At 41.8% G+C, this 14,332-nt stretch carries 17 protein-coding genes; 1 reads left to right on the top strand and 16 read right to left on the bottom strand.

Translation table 11 applies throughout. From position 1 onward, the window contains the following. Positions 1-3: 3 nt before the first annotated feature. The 13 genes from obgE to ACMN7X_RS12570 form a co-directional block, all read right to left on the bottom strand. A complete protein-coding gene (gene obgE / locus ACMN7X_RS12630; RefSeq protein ID WP_418747821.1) occupies positions 4-1,293 on the bottom strand; it encodes a GTPase ObgE in 1,290 nt (429 codons plus the stop codon). A 93-nt stretch (positions 1,294-1,386) separates the two neighbouring features. After that, positions 1,387-1,677: a 50S ribosomal protein L27 gene (rpmA, locus tag ACMN7X_RS12625; RefSeq protein WP_405321184.1), complete on the bottom strand. Its 291-nt coding sequence runs from the start codon at positions 1,675-1,677 to the stop codon at positions 1,387-1,389. Between the two features lie 3 nt (positions 1,678-1,680). Beyond that, entirely contained in the window at positions 1,681-2,010 is a 330-nt protein-coding gene (locus tag ACMN7X_RS12620; RefSeq protein WP_418747820.1) for a ribosomal-processing cysteine protease Prp, read from the bottom strand. Positions 2,011-2,025: 15 nt separating this feature from the next. Beyond that, positions 2,026-2,334: a 50S ribosomal protein L21 gene (gene rplU, locus ACMN7X_RS12615; protein ID WP_418747819.1), complete on the bottom strand. Its 309-nt coding sequence runs from the start codon at positions 2,332-2,334 to the stop codon at positions 2,026-2,028. A 135-nt stretch (positions 2,335-2,469) separates the two neighbouring features. Continuing rightward, entirely contained in the window at positions 2,470-3,102 is a 633-nt protein-coding gene (locus tag ACMN7X_RS12610; protein ID WP_418747818.1) for an AAA family ATPase, read from the bottom strand. 249 nt (positions 3,103-3,351) lie between these two features. Then, positions 3,352-3,951 carry an AAA family ATPase gene (locus ACMN7X_RS12605; RefSeq protein WP_418747817.1) on the bottom strand — a complete coding sequence of 200 codons (600 nt, stop codon included), beginning with the start codon at positions 3,949-3,951 and terminating at the stop codon, positions 3,352-3,354. Between the two features lie 119 nt (positions 3,952-4,070). Continuing rightward, the gene (locus ACMN7X_RS12600) at positions 4,071-4,553 is read right to left on the bottom strand and encodes a phosphatase PAP2 family protein (RefSeq protein WP_418747816.1); all 483 of its coding nucleotides are present in this window, start codon (positions 4,551-4,553) and stop codon (positions 4,071-4,073) included. After that, positions 4,546-5,745, bottom strand: coding sequence for a ribonuclease E/G (locus tag ACMN7X_RS12595; protein ID WP_418747815.1), 1,200 nt, complete (start codon positions 5,743-5,745; stop codon positions 4,546-4,548). The genes ACMN7X_RS12600 and ACMN7X_RS12595 overlap by 8 nt, the downstream gene beginning before the upstream one ends. Next, entirely contained in the window at positions 5,742-6,419 is a 678-nt protein-coding gene (locus ACMN7X_RS12590; protein ID WP_418747915.1) for a TIGR03936 family radical SAM-associated protein, read from the bottom strand. The genes ACMN7X_RS12595 and ACMN7X_RS12590 overlap by 4 nt, the downstream gene beginning before the upstream one ends. Further along, on the bottom strand, positions 6,409-8,280 hold the full coding sequence (locus tag ACMN7X_RS12585) for a TIGR03960 family B12-binding radical SAM protein (protein ID WP_418747814.1): 1,872 nt from the start codon (positions 8,278-8,280) through the stop codon (positions 6,409-6,411). The genes ACMN7X_RS12590 and ACMN7X_RS12585 overlap by 11 nt, the downstream gene beginning before the upstream one ends. A gap of 76 nt (positions 8,281-8,356) precedes the next feature. Further along, positions 8,357-8,641: a DUF6661 family protein gene (locus tag ACMN7X_RS12580; RefSeq protein ID WP_418747813.1), complete on the bottom strand. Its 285-nt coding sequence runs from the start codon at positions 8,639-8,641 to the stop codon at positions 8,357-8,359. Next, the gene (locus ACMN7X_RS12575) at positions 8,631-9,695 is read right to left on the bottom strand and encodes an AAA family ATPase (RefSeq protein WP_418747812.1); all 1,065 of its coding nucleotides are present in this window, start codon (positions 9,693-9,695) and stop codon (positions 8,631-8,633) included. The genes ACMN7X_RS12580 and ACMN7X_RS12575 overlap by 11 nt, the downstream gene beginning before the upstream one ends. 104 nt (positions 9,696-9,799) lie before the next feature. Continuing rightward, positions 9,800-12,214, bottom strand: a complete 2,415-nt coding sequence (locus tag ACMN7X_RS12570; protein ID WP_418747811.1) for a glycoside hydrolase family 3 N-terminal domain-containing protein — start codon at positions 12,212-12,214, stop codon at positions 9,800-9,802. A 195-nt stretch (positions 12,215-12,409) separates the two neighbouring features. Here ACMN7X_RS12570 and ACMN7X_RS12565 point away from each other — a divergent pair, with 195 nt between their 5' ends. Further along, positions 12,410-12,664 carry an AbrB/MazE/SpoVT family DNA-binding domain-containing protein gene (locus ACMN7X_RS12565; protein WP_418747810.1) on the top strand — a complete coding sequence of 85 codons (255 nt, stop codon included), beginning with the start codon at positions 12,410-12,412 and terminating at the stop codon, positions 12,662-12,664. Positions 12,665-12,710: 46 nt separating this feature from the next. Here the strand turns inward: ACMN7X_RS12565 and ACMN7X_RS12560 are convergent, their stop codons facing one another. The 3 genes from ACMN7X_RS12560 to ACMN7X_RS12550 are packed head-to-tail and all read right to left on the bottom strand — an operon-like array spanning position 12,711 to position 14,207. Further along, the gene (locus ACMN7X_RS12560) at positions 12,711-13,157 is read right to left on the bottom strand and encodes a hypothetical protein (protein WP_418747809.1); all 447 of its coding nucleotides are present in this window, start codon (positions 13,155-13,157) and stop codon (positions 12,711-12,713) included. 52 nt (positions 13,158-13,209) lie between these two features. After that, a complete protein-coding gene (locus ACMN7X_RS12555; protein WP_418747808.1) occupies positions 13,210-13,713 on the bottom strand; it encodes a hypothetical protein in 504 nt (167 codons plus the stop codon). A gap of 32 nt (positions 13,714-13,745) precedes the next feature. Continuing rightward, positions 13,746-14,207, bottom strand: coding sequence for a hypothetical protein (locus tag ACMN7X_RS12550; RefSeq protein ID WP_418747807.1), 462 nt, complete (start codon positions 14,205-14,207; stop codon positions 13,746-13,748). Positions 14,208-14,332: the final 125 nt, after the last annotated feature.

Raw genomic sequence — 14,332 nt, 5'->3', positions numbered from 1 at the left:
CTGTTACTTATAATATTCAAATTCGTGATAATAAACCTTTACGGTGTCGCCGTCCTGGATGCCGAGCGCTTCCAGCTCATCCAAAATTCCATTTTCCTTCATAAACTTCTGGAAGAAATCAAAGCCTTTTTCGGATTCCAGATTCGTATAACCAAGCATACGCTCGATCCGCGGCCCTTCCACATGATATACATCCTCTTCCTCTTCGGATTTGAATACGGTAAATGGAAGATTTTCTTCCATCTGTTCCGGAAAATATTCCCGCTCGAAAGTGATTTTTTCTTCGCCGATTTCTTTGAGAAGATTATTGACATAATAGAGTAATTCCCGGACACCCTTGCCGCTGACCGCCGAAATTGGGAATACTTTCATACCTTCCGGCTCAAATTCCTCTTTCAGAAGCTGAATGGCGTCGTCATTTTCTCCCTCATACAGGGTGTCTATTTTATTCGCCGCGATCACTTGAGGACGTCCGGCCAGAAGCTCATTATATGCCGCCAATTCTTTCTGGATCATACGAATGTCGTTGATCGGATCTCTCCCTTCAACTCCGGCGGCATCGACAATGTGGATGATCACACGGGTCCTTTCAATATGACGCAAAAATTCGTGCCCCAGGCCGACGCCTTCGGAAGCGCCTTCGATGATTCCGGGAATATCGGCAATGACAAATCCATCGCTGCCATCCAGGTCCACAACGCCGAGATTCGGACTTAACGTTGTAAAATGATAGTTGGCGATTTTCGGCTTTGCATTGGTGACACGCGCTAAAAATGTGGATTTACCCACATTCGGAAATCCGACCAGGCCCACGTCCGCAATGACCTTCAATTCAAGAATCAGATTTAATTCCTGTGCCTTCTGCCCCGGCTGGGCATATTTCGGCGCCTGCATAGTTGGCGTGGCATAATGCTGATTCCCCTTGCCTCCGCGGCCGCCCTTTAAAAGGACCATTCGCTCATTATCGCCGGACATATCGGCAATGACAAGGCCGGATTCGGCTTCTTTTATAATAGTTCCCTCCGGCACTTTGATGATCATATCCGCGCCATCGGAACCATGGCAGCGGTTCTTACCGCCCGGTTCACCATCACCCGCCGTATATTTGCGGATATGACGGAAATCTGTCAGCGTATTCAGCCCCTTGTCCACAACAAAAATGACGTCGCCGCCCTTGCCTCCGTCACCGCCATTCGGTCCGCCGGCCGGAACAAAAAGTTCTCTGCGAAAGCTGACGTGGCCGTCGCCGCCTTTGCCGGAACGGATATATATTTTAGCTTTATCTACAAACATTTATTTTTCATCCTTTCTATAGGGATGTTTTACTCAGTTAAGAAAAAACGACTTCAAATCTTAATACTAAAATCTGAAGTCGCCTGTTCATTCTTATTCGTTTGCTGCTACCGGATAGATAGAAACCTGTTTTTTATCTCTACCTTTTCTTTCGAATCTTACAACACCGTCAACTAAAGCAAATAATGTATCGTCGCCACCGCGGCCAACATTGAGACCCGGATGGATTTTAGTACCGCGCTGTCTGTAAAGAATATTTCCGGCTTTTACAAACTGTCCGTCTGCTCTTTTCGCTCCTAAACGTTTAGATTCAGAATCTCTGCCGTTTTTTGTGGAACCAACACCCTTTTTATGAGCGAAAAACTGAAGGTTCATTTTTAACATCGTCTACACCTCCCTGAAATCTACGTGTATATATTCGTCGTTATACTCATTTTCAATGGTTCGCAATCCGAGAATCATAGAATTTACCAGAAGTTCTCCGTCATGATTCAGCGGTTCCGGGAAATTCACGGTAATACGACCGCTTTCCTCATCCGCATCTGTCTCAAAAACCTGAGAAGTATACATGGACAGGGCGTTAATTGTTGTGATCGTCAATGCGGAAACCGCACTGCACACAATATCCTGCCCGCTTTCCGCATACCCTGCATGACCGGAAACCTGGAAAGAGCGAATCCGGTTGTCCCTTGTGCGGACAATAGTTACCCAAATCATGATTCATTCCCCGGATTAAGCGTTGATCTTATCGATCTTAACCTGTGTATACGCCTGTCTGTGACCATTCTTTTTGTGATATCCGGTTTTTCTCTTATATCTGTAAACGATGACTTTTTTTGCTCTTCCTTCACACATAACTGTTCCGGAAACGGTTGCGTTTTCAACTGTTGGATTACCAACCTTCACCTCATCACCGCTGACAACAAGAACCTGATCAAATACAACGGATTCACCGGCTTCGATACCAAGTTTTTCAACACGGATAACGTCGCCTTCAGATACTTTGTACTGTTTACCACCTGTTGCTATAATCGCGTACATATGGCACCTCCTAATATAAAACTCGCCAGCTTCGGTGTCCGAAAGGAACTTAAACCCCACTGAGCGGCACACTAGATTAGTTTACCATGGAGGTCAAATATTGTCAATGGTTTTTGCTCATATCCCCTTGAAAAATTAGCTGAATTTATGCTCTGCAGCAATCTTAATAAGGTTTACTGTATTGTCGATTCCGAGAGCCGCACTGTTGATAACCAAATCAAAGTTATCTCTTCCGCCCCATTTTCTGTCCGTATAAAATTGATAATAAGATGAGCGGATTTTATCAATGCGCCGTACTTCTTTTTCAGCCATTTCCTCTGATAACTGAAATTGTTCAGCTAAACGTTTAATACGTGCGTCCTTCGGCGCCTGAATAAAAACAGTGAGAACATTATCTCTGTCTTTCAATAAAACATCGGCACAGCGCCCGATGATTACACAGGATTCTTCCCTGGCCAGGCTGTGAATGACCGATGATTCCATCAGAAATACTTTGTCATTGATGGTTTTGCCAAAGGCTCCAAAAGCTGGAAGAGTTTTTGAAGGTCTGCCTGGAAAAAAGCCTCCGGATGGTTCAATAAAAGAGCTTCCTCTTTTCTCATCTGCTTTTTCAAGGATTTCTTTTTTGAAACCTTTTTTTTCGGCAACGAGATTGATCAGTTCCTTATCGTAACATTTGATGCCTAACTTTTCAGCCAGCTTCTGTCCGATCTCAAGACCGCCGCTGCCGTATTCCCGTCCGATTGTAATAATATAATTGCCGCTCATATAAAAGCCCCCTTTTTTCGTTGCAATCTGTCTCGTCCTTACACCTACATAGTAGCCCGTTTAAATATGAAAGTCAATGAAAATTGATGTATTTATCATGTTTTTTAAATACAATTTAAATACAATTATACCACTTGTCACACCTATTGAACCAGTTCGAATAAAAAAAGAACCAGATAAAATAAAGAGAACGGGCTGCCATTGCTGGCAGCCCTTGATGTACATCAATGAGGGGTTTATGTCAGTTTATTAATTAAATTTCTTTTCAACAAATTCTTTAAGAAATTCTACTGTTCCGTCGATTCCGAGAACACTGCTGTTAATAACCAAATCTTTGTGTTCTCTGCTGCCCCATTTACCATCGGTATAGAACTGATAATAACTCCGGCGAAGTTTATCCATACGAAGCACTTCTTTTTTAGCTTCCGATGGAATCTCAATCAGATATTTATCGGAAATACGTGCAATTCGATCGGCCAAAGGCGCCTGAATGAAAATCTTTAATACATTTTCATGGTCCCTTAAAACAAAGTCGGCACAGCGTCCAATGATCACACAGGATTCTTTATCTGCCAATTCCCGAATGACTTCGGATTGAGTCCAGAACAGACGGTCATTTAACGTACCGGCTTCATATCCCGGATGAAGAAATGGATTTGTCAATGGATTCGCAGGTCTTTCATCGGCCTTATGGAGCATATCAACATGGATACCGCTCTTTTCGGCCGCTGCATCAATCAGATTTTTATCATAGAATCCAATGCCAAGTTTTTCAGCCAGTTTTTTACCAATCTCAAAACCACCACTGCCATATTCACGGCCTATTGTAATAATATAATTATTACCCATAAACAAACCCCCTTTATTTAAAAATTGTTTTTTTATCTGTCTTTATCATAGCATAATATTCAGAAAATGTCAATTAAATATATTAAATATTTAGAATATTTTGAACTAATATTTAATGTTTACAGAATATTAAAAACAAATGCGATTCCGTAGGCGGCAAGGACGTCCCTTATAAAATGATTTCCGCACAGAATACGAAGCAGGCCTGTCAATAGGGCTAAAAAAAGCATAATTATACCAATCCCATGCCAAAGGTGAAAAATTTCCAGGGCGATGATCGCCGCGCTGGCGGCATGCCTGCTTGGAAAACTGCATCCTTTTCCCGGATGGTAGTCACAGAGAGATATATAGTCGTATACATCATAGGGCCTTTGAAAATTAAGAATTTTCCTCAAGACAGTGACTGTCAAAAAGCAAAGGGCCGGGCGAAGGGCCAGACGCAAAAGCAGAACCGGATAGACGAATAGACAACCGAGCAGACATAATATATATATCCCCGCAATAACTATCGGCAGAATTCTGCTTAAGAGACACAATATTTTCTTTCTTGCCGGCTGTCCTTCGGCCCAGTGGATCAGGCAAAGATAGCGTTCTCTATTCAAAATAACCGGCCTCCTTCATCTGTTCATAAAGCGGACGGTAGGTACGTTTCCGTGTCATTTCGACAAGTCCCAGCGGCGTCATATCGATCAAATTCAGCTGAACCGAATCTTCTCTGGAAAGCTTTCGAAGTTCGGACATCAGCTTCTCTTCCGCTTCTTTTGAAGAAAGGTTGATAAAATCGATAATTATAATGCCGGATAGATTGCGAAGTCTCAATTGTCTACATATTTCGCCCGCCGCTTCCATATTGATCTGCAAAAAGGTTTCTTCATTGTTTTTATGAATTTCCGTTTTGCTTGTATTCACATCAATAGATGTCAAAGCTTCCGTGGTCTCAATAACAAGCGAGGCGCCGGATTTAAGCCAGACATTTTTCGATAAGGCGCGATTGATCTGAGTTTCCAGACTTTTCAATTTTATTAGTGGATAAGAGATATCTGTATAAAGTTCACACAGCGGTTTTTCCGCAGCGCCTGTATATTGATTGGAAATCTCCCGATGAACCTCCGGTATATCTGTCAAAACTCTCAGAGACGGTTCAGAGACGGCATGGACATAATTCAGCCAGTTTCTTGGGGACGCAAGGATTTTTGAAAAGCAGGTACGGCTTCGATAGATTGACATAATATTTTTATAGTTAACCAAAAGAGACTGATACTCTTCTTCCAGCTGCGCGTCAGCTTTACCGGCACTGCCCGTTCGAAAAATGACCCCGTTGTCTGTTCCCGCGGTCAAACGTTTCCCCATTTCTTTTAAAGTATCCCGGCGCCTGACGTCATTAATCTTTTTTGAAATGCCGATAAATTTTTGATTTCCGAGAAAAACCAGATGCTTACCGGTGAGCTGTATTTTACTTGTAAGTACCGGGGCCTTACTCTTAATGTTTCCCCGTTCCACCTGGACAAGAATTTCATCCCCGTTTTTTAGTTTTCCATTGGAGAGGGATGAAAACAGATGGTGGGGATTGGATTTCAGCGAATAATAACCGATAACCCCCGGTTGGATCTCCACAAAGGCCGCCTGAATGTTATTGACGATATTCTTTACCTTTCCGATAAAGATATCGCCGATTTCCAGGGCATCCGGGGCCTTTAAAAACATCTCCACAGCTTTTCCGTTATCCAGGGAAACAACTAAATATTGATTTTTATAGTTTGTAATAACAACTTCTTTCGACATATTCCGTTTCACTCAATTCTGCTTCCATAGGATTCCAGCGTTTTAAAATCGGCGCCGTAGGTTTCCGCCCGGTGAATATAGATTGCAAAGCCGTCAAACTCTCTACCCATAAATTGATACAGAGTAGACATTACCTGCTCCGGTTTTAAATTCTGAGTACTCCCCGTGGCTACATTCATAAAACAGCCGTCGCCTTCTGCTCTGAAACAGTGGATCATCGGCTTGATATCCATCGTTTTTTCACTCTTTTTTGTTTTTTTCGTCACAATGATTTCATCCTGAGCCATAAAATCTTCAATGGCTGCCGCCAGATCAAAATCCGGCGCCATATCTTCTCTAAAGGTTATCCGATAATCGGCGGTCGTCACAATGGACATGGCATTTTTGCTGTCATCCGGCAGGGCCACAGCGCTTAAAATCCGCACGCCTTCAACCATCTGCTCATTGATCCGGCGCACCAGTTCTTCGGATGAAGGACATTCGCCCATAACAATATCCATATATTCTCCGGTGCTGGTCAACCCCACGCCCAAAGGCGCTGCAAATGAAATGAGCTGATGGGGACTGTATCCCTGGGAATATTGAATGTCGATCCCGGAACGGCGAAAAGCCTTTTGAAAATAGCGCATCATATCCAGATGGCCGATGAATCTCATAATGCCCTCCTTGGCAAATTTAATCCGCACCTTCAAAGCAGACACCTCCTTCGTAGATCCTGCAGCCGCAGCCGGAACACTTCATCCGGCAATTCGGCGTTACGGTTTCATTTTGGGACTGAACATATTCCCGCCATAAGAATTCCTTTGTCACACCGGCATCAATGAAATCCCATGGGAGGATTTCATCATATTCTCTGGTGCGCCCGGTATAGAAGGACGCATCAATGCCACATTCATCCATGGCTTCCAGCCAGCGGTCATAATAAAAATATTCGGACCATGAATCAAACATGCAGCCTTTTTTATAGGCTTTATAAATAACCTCTCCGACTTTTCGGTCGCCTCTGGCCAAAAAGCCCTCCAGGGCCGTTAGATCAAAATCGTGCCAGTTATAGCGCATACTCTTGCGGTTGAGCTGCTCTTTCATCTTCCGGCTTAAAAAATGCTGTTTATCTTTAAACTGTTCCGTTGTATTCTGAGCAACCCACTGAAACGGCGTAAATGGCTTCGGCACAAAGAAAGACGTGCTGGATACCACATCTACCCGGGCACCCGGCCGCTTGTCCTTTGGAATCGTATAATAAAGGGCGGCAATGTCATTGGACAGTTTGGCAATCCCCTCGATATCCTCATAGGTTTCACCGGGAAGACCGAGCATGAAATAGAGTTTCACCCGGTTCCATCCGCCGTTGAAGGCTTCCATGGCGCCGGAAAAGATATCCTCCTCGGTCAGCCCCTTATTGATGACATCCCGCATGCGCTGAGAACCGGCCTCCGGGGCAAAGGTCAGGCTGCTTTTTTTCACATCCTGCACCTGGCTCATCACATCCAGGGAAAAGGCGTCAATGCGCAGAGACGGAAGGGATATATTTACACGCTTCTTTACACCGAATTCCTGAATCAGATAGGTCGTCAATTCTTCCAGTCGGGAATAATCGCTGGAGCTCAAAGAACTCAGGGAAATTTCCTCATGCCCCGTAGATATCAGCATATCATGGGCGTATTTCTTTAAAAATTCCAAATCCCTTTCCCTGTTTGGACGGTAGACTGCTCCGGCCTGACAGAATCGGCAGCCGCGGATACAGCCCCGCTGGATTTCGAGCACTACCCTGTCCTGAGTCACCTTTATAAAAGGAACGACCGGCTTTGACGGATAATAGGTATGACTTAAATCCGTAACCACCTGTTTTTTTATTTTTGTTGGAATCCCCGGTTCCAGCGGCTCAAAGGATTGAATTGTTCCATCCTCATGATAGGTCACCTCATATAAAGATGGAACGTAAAGGCCCGGAATCTTCGCCGCTTCGACTAAAAATTCCTTTCGGGTTCCACCTTTTTTCTTCCATATTTTATAACAGTCCATCAATTCATTATAGACGGTCTCTCCTTCGCCGATATAAAATATATCAAAAAATTCCGCCAGCGGCTCCGGGTTATAGGCGCAGGGACCTCCGCCGATGACAAAAGGATGCTCCAGCGTCCGATCTTTGGATCTCAGCGGGATCTGGCTCAAATCCAAAATCTGCAGCACATTGGTATAGCACATTTCATATTGCAGGGTCATTGCGAGAAAATCAAAGTCCTTAACGGCATCCTGGGATTCCAGGGCAAACAGTGGAATGTGGCGCTCCCGCATCATGGCATCCAGATCCATCCACGGTGAGTAAAAACGCTCGCAATAGGTATCCTCCCTCTGATTCAGCATGTCATAAATAATCTGAATTCCCAGATAGGACATCCCTATCTCATAGACATCCGGGAAACACATCGCAAACCTTATGTCCACTGTTTTCGGGTCTTTATATACCGCGTTATATTCGTTGCCGAGATACCGCGCCGGTTTTTCTACTTTTAATAAAATATCATCGCTTAAAGCTAATTTTTTCATTTAGTTACCTCACCAATAAAGACGCCGTTGCATCTATGATCTGTTCAACCATTGATGCGACGGCTTATTTTAATCGCTATACAATCCGAAATATTTTTTCATCATATGTACTGGAATCTACCACAGATACCTTGCAATTTAGCCATCTCATTTTTACATTCATGCTTCTTCCTTCATCGCCAGTACAGTTTTTGACTTCAATAAATGACAGACTGTCTTTTTCCGCAGCAATGAAATCTACTCCTTTAGAATCAGGAAGTGCATTAAAAAATTTTCTGTAAAATACTGTATCATCAAACTTTATTATTTTGCTGTCATCCGGGAACCTGAATCTTAATCCGCTTTCTTCTCTAATCTCCATAGATTACCCTCTGTTCTCTGTCATACATTGCATCAAATTCCTGCATAATTGCATTATGCATCAAATCGGAAGCTGTTTGTTCTATTTCATATTGCAGTTGATTCGTGGCTTCATCACGATATAAGGATATAAATTGTATATCCAGCTTGTCCGGATTCAATTCAGGGTATAGTGTAAGCATATTAAATTCCTGCTGTACAAAATAATCATGAGTTGTCACAAAAATCTGTATTCCCATCTTGGCAAGAACTGTAAGAGCCTGCACAATCGGTCGAATCATTTTAGGATTCATATTGGTTTCTGGCTCATCCCAAAACAAAATCGTGTCTTTATTTAAGCTTCCGGATAAAATCATATAAATAATCATAGCTAACTTTCGATAGCCATCGGACACAAGTCCCATCTCAAATTCACCTTCACCTTTGATCCTCAGATAAAATTTTTTATCCTTTTGGATAATCTGCCCTTTCATGATTTCCTCAAAGCTGTGAAGAACTTCTTTCTGCTCATTTGTATTCGGACCTTTCGACAAAGGTCTATCTAACAATTTATTTAAATCGTAATACATTTCTTCAAAATCAATATGATATTCCTCATACAATGTAGAGAAATGCTGAGTGTTGGAAATCATTTCTTTTGTTGGAATATATACTACGTCAAACTTTTTCCTTTTTTCTGAGATTTTTAAATTCACATCTGCATGGTTTTCCTGACGATTTCCAAATCCCACAGAAATTTTTTGATTTTTATCCATAAGTACGCTGAAATCGGTTCGATTGCTTCCCTGAGCTCTGCTTACCAGTCGTCCAATTTTCATCTCGTCAGGCCGGAAAACTCCCTGAAGCTTTTCAACGAATACTTTTTCTTCCATTTCTTTGGTCATATTTCCAAAGGTTTCTTTGCTGATTGGTTTCAGCAAAGCATACATAACCTTTAGCAGCGTGGTTTTTCCTGTACTGTTTTCGCCGCAAATGACATTGATATTTTTCGACCAGTTTATTTCAGCATCTTCAAACAGCATAAAACGGTTTAATTTTAATGTATGAATTTTCATATAAATCCCTTCTTTACTTATGCTTTAAATAATAAAGCAACAAATCACATCTCTCATATCATAGCATAGCAATTCCCAACTTTCAACAGAACAGCCGGTACTTCTCACAGTTTTTCTTTCAATTCATTCGCCATTTTAAACATTCGGGAGGCGTTGATCTCCAGCTGTTTTCTTGAAATTTTCCCGTCCTTCAGGCCTTTTAAAAGGTCTTTATAATCTTTTTTGCCTCCCGGCATCATAACGTCGCCGCCGGCCCCGGCGATTTTCCATGATATTGGCGCAGGGTATTTGCCGCTGCCCAGCATTGCGTGAATCAGCCAGTCGGTCATAACGATTCCGCTGAAACCGTATTCTTTCCGCAAAATATCTTCGATCAATCCCCGATGTTCTGCCGTATGAATTCCGTTTAAAAGGTTATAGGAAGTCATCACGGCTTTTGGCCGGGATTCCCGTATACATATTCCGAAGCCGCGCAAATAGATTTCTCTCATGGCCCGCTCACTCACAAGGGAGTTACTGTTGAAGCGGTTTGTCTCCTGATTATTGGCGGCATAGTGCTTGATTGTGGCCGCGCAGCCGGGATGGGATTGTACTCCTCGGGTAACGGCTGCAGCCATTTTCCCGGAAAGTAAGGGATCTTCCGAATAATATTCAAAGTTTCTTCCGCAGAATATACTGCGGTGGATGTTCATTGCAGGCGCAAGCCAGAAGTTCACCTTAAAACGTTCCATTTCGCTGCCGACAACATCCCCCAGCTTTGCGGCAAGCATCGGATTAAAGCTCTGGGCAACTGCCGTGCCGATCGGAATCATCGTACAATATTGCTCAAAAATTTTCTCACCGGCTTTTGGTTTCCGCTCCATTAAAGAAACTGTTTTTTTGACAGGCCCCGGCAGAAAATCGCCAATCATGCCGAGCATGTCATTTCCAATCGGATGGATCCCTTTTTTATCTTTAATATACCGCTTGCTGATCCGCAGACCTGCCGGGCCATCGGCAGTCACCATGCCCGGAAAGCCCTGTTTCTCAAAGGCAAAAGTAAAATCACCGGCGGCGCCGGCAACCTTTTGGCTCGCATTTCCAATGATGCTCAGAAATCCTTTGCCGTAGGAACCAATATTTATTGAGCATAAATCTTTATCGGATAATTTTCTGACAAAGGGAACAATCTCTTCATGATTTTCTTTATAATTCACTTCCTCCGTCGTAAAAACGGAGGTATCCATCCGGATTACATTGAGAGATTCTGCATGTTCCTGCTTTTTGTGATCTGGTTTCCAATCCTCGAATCCGCAATCCCCGACAACGTTTTTGACCCTTCGAATAATCATTGTTTCTTCAATATTTATGCCTCCGACGGCTACGGTATCTCTGCTGGATGCGCCGACTCTCAAAATGTAATTCCCATGCTCCAATACATAAGCGCATTTCTTTGAATCATAGGAAGCAATATCCGCCATATTAAAGGATAATGTCAGCCTGCAGGATTCTCCCGGCAAAAGTTCCTTTGTTTTTTCAAAGGCGGCCAATGACTGATAGGGTTGATCTAAATCGGCCTCCGGAACAGACACATAGAGCTGGCAAACTTCCTTGCCGCGAAAATTTCCGATGTTGGTCACATTCACATTGACACAGATATTTTTACCATTAATGGCAAAGCCCTCCGGTTCAATCTTAAAATCCGTATAGGAAAGGCCGAATCCAAAAGGAAACCGAGGTCTTACCCCAACCGAATCAAAATAGCGATATCCCACATAAATGCCTTCTTTATACCGGGTGTCGTCTTTATCCCCAAACTCGCCGATCGGGCTGTAATCCTTCAGATCTGCCCATGTGGTGGAAAGCTTTCCGCTCGGATATGCTTTTCCGAGCAATAAATCCGAAAAAATCATCCCGGATAAAGCGCCGAGTTGTGATAAAAGCAAAATATTTTTCACTTCCGTCACTTCGGATAAATCCACAACGCCGCCCACATTCAGTACAAGCATAAACTTCTTAAATTTTAAATTCAGCGCAAGTATATCCCGGATTTCTGTGTTGGAAAGCCAGACGTCTCCCCGGGCGTTTGTCCGATCGGAACCTTCCCCCGAAATTCGGGAAAGAACATAGACGGCCGCATCCCCGTCGTAATCTATCGGAAGATGATACTCCGGTTCCGGCATCGGCAGCCCCATCATATTTACAATGCCCTTGATGCCGGGATTTTCCTTCTTTTTTTGGGCAGTCCAGCGTTTTTTTGCTTTTTCCTTAACTTCCTGATAATCATCCAGCCATTTTTCGGTTGTGATCGTGAATCCGCTTTTCTTTAATCCTTTTTCAATACTGATATTATATCTGGAATAAACTTCCCCCGAGCCGGTTCCCCCGCGGAGCGTATTTCTGGCCCCGTTTCCGAATAATGCGATTTTACACGGTGCAGATAAGGGAAAAGCACCATCCGATTTTAAGAGGAGTGTACACTCCGGGGCAAGTTTCCTGACTATTTTGTTATGTTCAATTTCATAATTATTTAACTTCATATAAACCTCCGTCGCATCAAACTATATATGATTATATTCATTATCATACAACGTAACAGGGATGGCTTCAAGGCCTTTCAGTTTATACTAATGACGATATTGCAAACTATTTTACTGTTGTTTTTTTCACGAATTTTGCATATAATAAAAGTAGGGAAATCCCTACTTTTTAATTTTATAAGGAGGCGTAAAATTATGTTAGCAAATACATTTGTTGATAATGCCAAAGTCATGGCGAAAGGCCAGGTCACGATTCCAAAAGACATTCGGGAAATCCTCGGGGTGACAAGCGGTGACCGCATTACATTTATTGTTGAGGGTAATACTGTCCGTATCGTTAATTCTGCTGTTTATGCTATGCAGATGCTTCAAAAGGAAATGATTGGGGAGGCAGAGCGCACTGGATTAACTTCTGATGATGATGTCATAGCTTTAGTGAATGAAATATAAAAAACGAAGCCGATTGCCCTATGGTTTTCGACTCCGTTTTTTATAATTATGATTTTTTCCCGAAAAGAACGATTACAAATGGAATAAAGCATTGTATGACCTGTCCGATGAGTTCGCTGCCAAATTGCTCATGAGTAAAATATGAAAAAAATGTACACCAACCGGAAACAGAGAAAAAAAGGTTTAACATTTTACCTGTTGTCGCTTGAATAATCAGTAAGGCGACATGGATCGCTACTGTAAGTAAGGCTGAATAAAACAGTTCTCTTCTGGAGATTCTGCGAAAAATAAAATATGCGGCTATAAGCGCTATGATAAAATTAATCGCATACAGGAAAATAAAACGTGATGTATAGAAATATACTGAATTATTTCCCTGATTTTCAGAAGCAAATAATAGAATTTCAAATCGCATCAGAAATAAATTGCAGAATATTCCTGCTATAATACAAAATAATGGTATGTACCAAAGAGATTCTTTTTTATAAGTCATATCTTATCGCCTCCTTAAAACGGGTAATGTCAAAACATTTGAAATGCCAACATTAATTGGTTAAATGGTTGTTTATCAGTTGGGTTATATGTGACATAGAAGTTGAATGATACAAGGTATATCTGTTTGTGCCATTCATCCGTTGATTTTTTAAAATCAGTTCAAGGGCTTTATCATTATCCTCGCAGGGCACGCATTTTTTGATCATATTCCATTTGAGAAATCCGTTTCGCGTCATTATCCCGTTTTCACATATTTTTTCCGGGAGAAAGCTAAATATAACAAGCCGCAAAATCAGGATATTGATAATCAAATGGGAAAATATAAATATTGGTTGTTCCGGGAGGAAATAGAGATCCAGCATCATGGCAATAAATCCCATGATACAATTTTTAATCCTCTTCTCTTTAGGCAATTGGATTTCTGCAATAACATTTCCCGTATTTTGGGAAGGCCGGAAATAAGTCTTTACAGGATAAATCGCCGCTAATAAAACAACAATGATTATTAGATAATATAGGATTTGTACAATTCTTAAAATTTGTTCGTCACTCATAGATGTCCTCCCTCTTGAAATGAAAATAATTTTCACGAATCCCTTCTTGATTGAATCCAAGATACCACATCCCATATGATTGAAATGAGAATACAAAGGGTTGCCAGAAAAAATCCAAGTTTATAAATTGGAAATATATATATATTTGCCTGTCGAAAAAGTATTTTAAACGTTGAGGCTAAAGAAGGATAGCTGGCTGGATAGATGGCTGATATCGGTGCAAAGGCAATCTGCCCGATCAGCAATATTTTACTTATCGCCGTAATCAGATATCCTCTCTGATTTTTAATCACTAAATATTGAATTGCAAGGCATAACAGATAAATGGTCAATATCTCAAAAAAATTATGGATAAACATTTGCAGACCGTTCATTGAAAGGAATATTTGGGCAAGATCTCTAGTAAAATCTATTGGGATGACCGATTTGTACCATTCCAGTGGTAAAAAAGCTAAAACAACCAGCAACCATACTGTACTGCTATATTTTTTCATTTGTGTCCCTCCTTTTTGTTGAGTTAAATTGAATTCAAATTTTGATTTTGCAGATTTTTTGAGGGTATTTAATATAATTGTATATACATATTATATCATACACATATTTCGCACGCAACATATAT

It is taken from the genome of Frisingicoccus sp., from assembly GCF_048388605.1.
Lineage (GTDB): Bacteria > Bacillota > Clostridia > Lachnospirales > Lachnospiraceae > Frisingicoccus.
This window is presented reverse-complemented; position numbering and strand designations above follow the sequence as displayed.

Bases quoted from the DNA above. Each gene is read 5' to 3' on its own strand.
- obgE (WP_418747821.1), bottom strand. From the start codon at position 1,293: ATGTTTGTAGATAAAGCTAAAATATATATCCGTTCCGGCAAAGGCGGC.
- rpmA (WP_405321184.1), bottom strand. From the start codon at position 1,677: ATGTTAAAAATGAACCTTCAGTTTTTCGCTCATAAAAAGGGTGTTGGT.
- ACMN7X_RS12620 (WP_418747820.1), bottom strand. From the start codon at position 2,010: ATGATTTGGGTAACTATTGTCCGCACAAGGGACAACCGGATTCGCTCT.
- rplU (WP_418747819.1), bottom strand. From the start codon at position 2,334: ATGTACGCGATTATAGCAACAGGTGGTAAACAGTACAAAGTATCTGAA.
- ACMN7X_RS12610 (WP_418747818.1), bottom strand. From the start codon at position 3,102: ATGAGCGGCAATTATATTATTACAATCGGACGGGAATACGGCAGCGGC.
- ACMN7X_RS12605 (WP_418747817.1), bottom strand. From the start codon at position 3,951: ATGGGTAATAATTATATTATTACAATAGGCCGTGAATATGGCAGTGGT.
- ACMN7X_RS12585 (WP_418747814.1), bottom strand. From the start codon at position 8,280: ATGAAAAAATTAGCTTTAAGCGATGATATTTTATTAAAAGTAGAAAAA.
- ACMN7X_RS12580 (WP_418747813.1), bottom strand. From the start codon at position 8,641: ATGGAGATTAGAGAAGAAAGCGGATTAAGATTCAGGTTCCCGGATGAC.
- ACMN7X_RS12575 (WP_418747812.1), bottom strand. From the start codon at position 9,695: ATGAAAATTCATACATTAAAATTAAACCGTTTTATGCTGTTTGAAGAT.
- ACMN7X_RS12570 (WP_418747811.1), bottom strand. From the start codon at position 12,214: ATGAAGTTAAATAATTATGAAATTGAACATAACAAAATAGTCAGGAAA.
- ACMN7X_RS12565 (WP_418747810.1), top strand. From the start codon at position 12,410: ATGTTAGCAAATACATTTGTTGATAATGCCAAAGTCATGGCGAAAGGC.
- ACMN7X_RS12560 (WP_418747809.1), bottom strand. From the start codon at position 13,157: ATGACTTATAAAAAAGAATCTCTTTGGTACATACCATTATTTTGTATT.
- ACMN7X_RS12555 (WP_418747808.1), bottom strand. From the start codon at position 13,713: ATGAGTGACGAACAAATTTTAAGAATTGTACAAATCCTATATTATCTA.
- ACMN7X_RS12550 (WP_418747807.1), bottom strand. From the start codon at position 14,207: ATGAAAAAATATAGCAGTACAGTATGGTTGCTGGTTGTTTTAGCTTTT.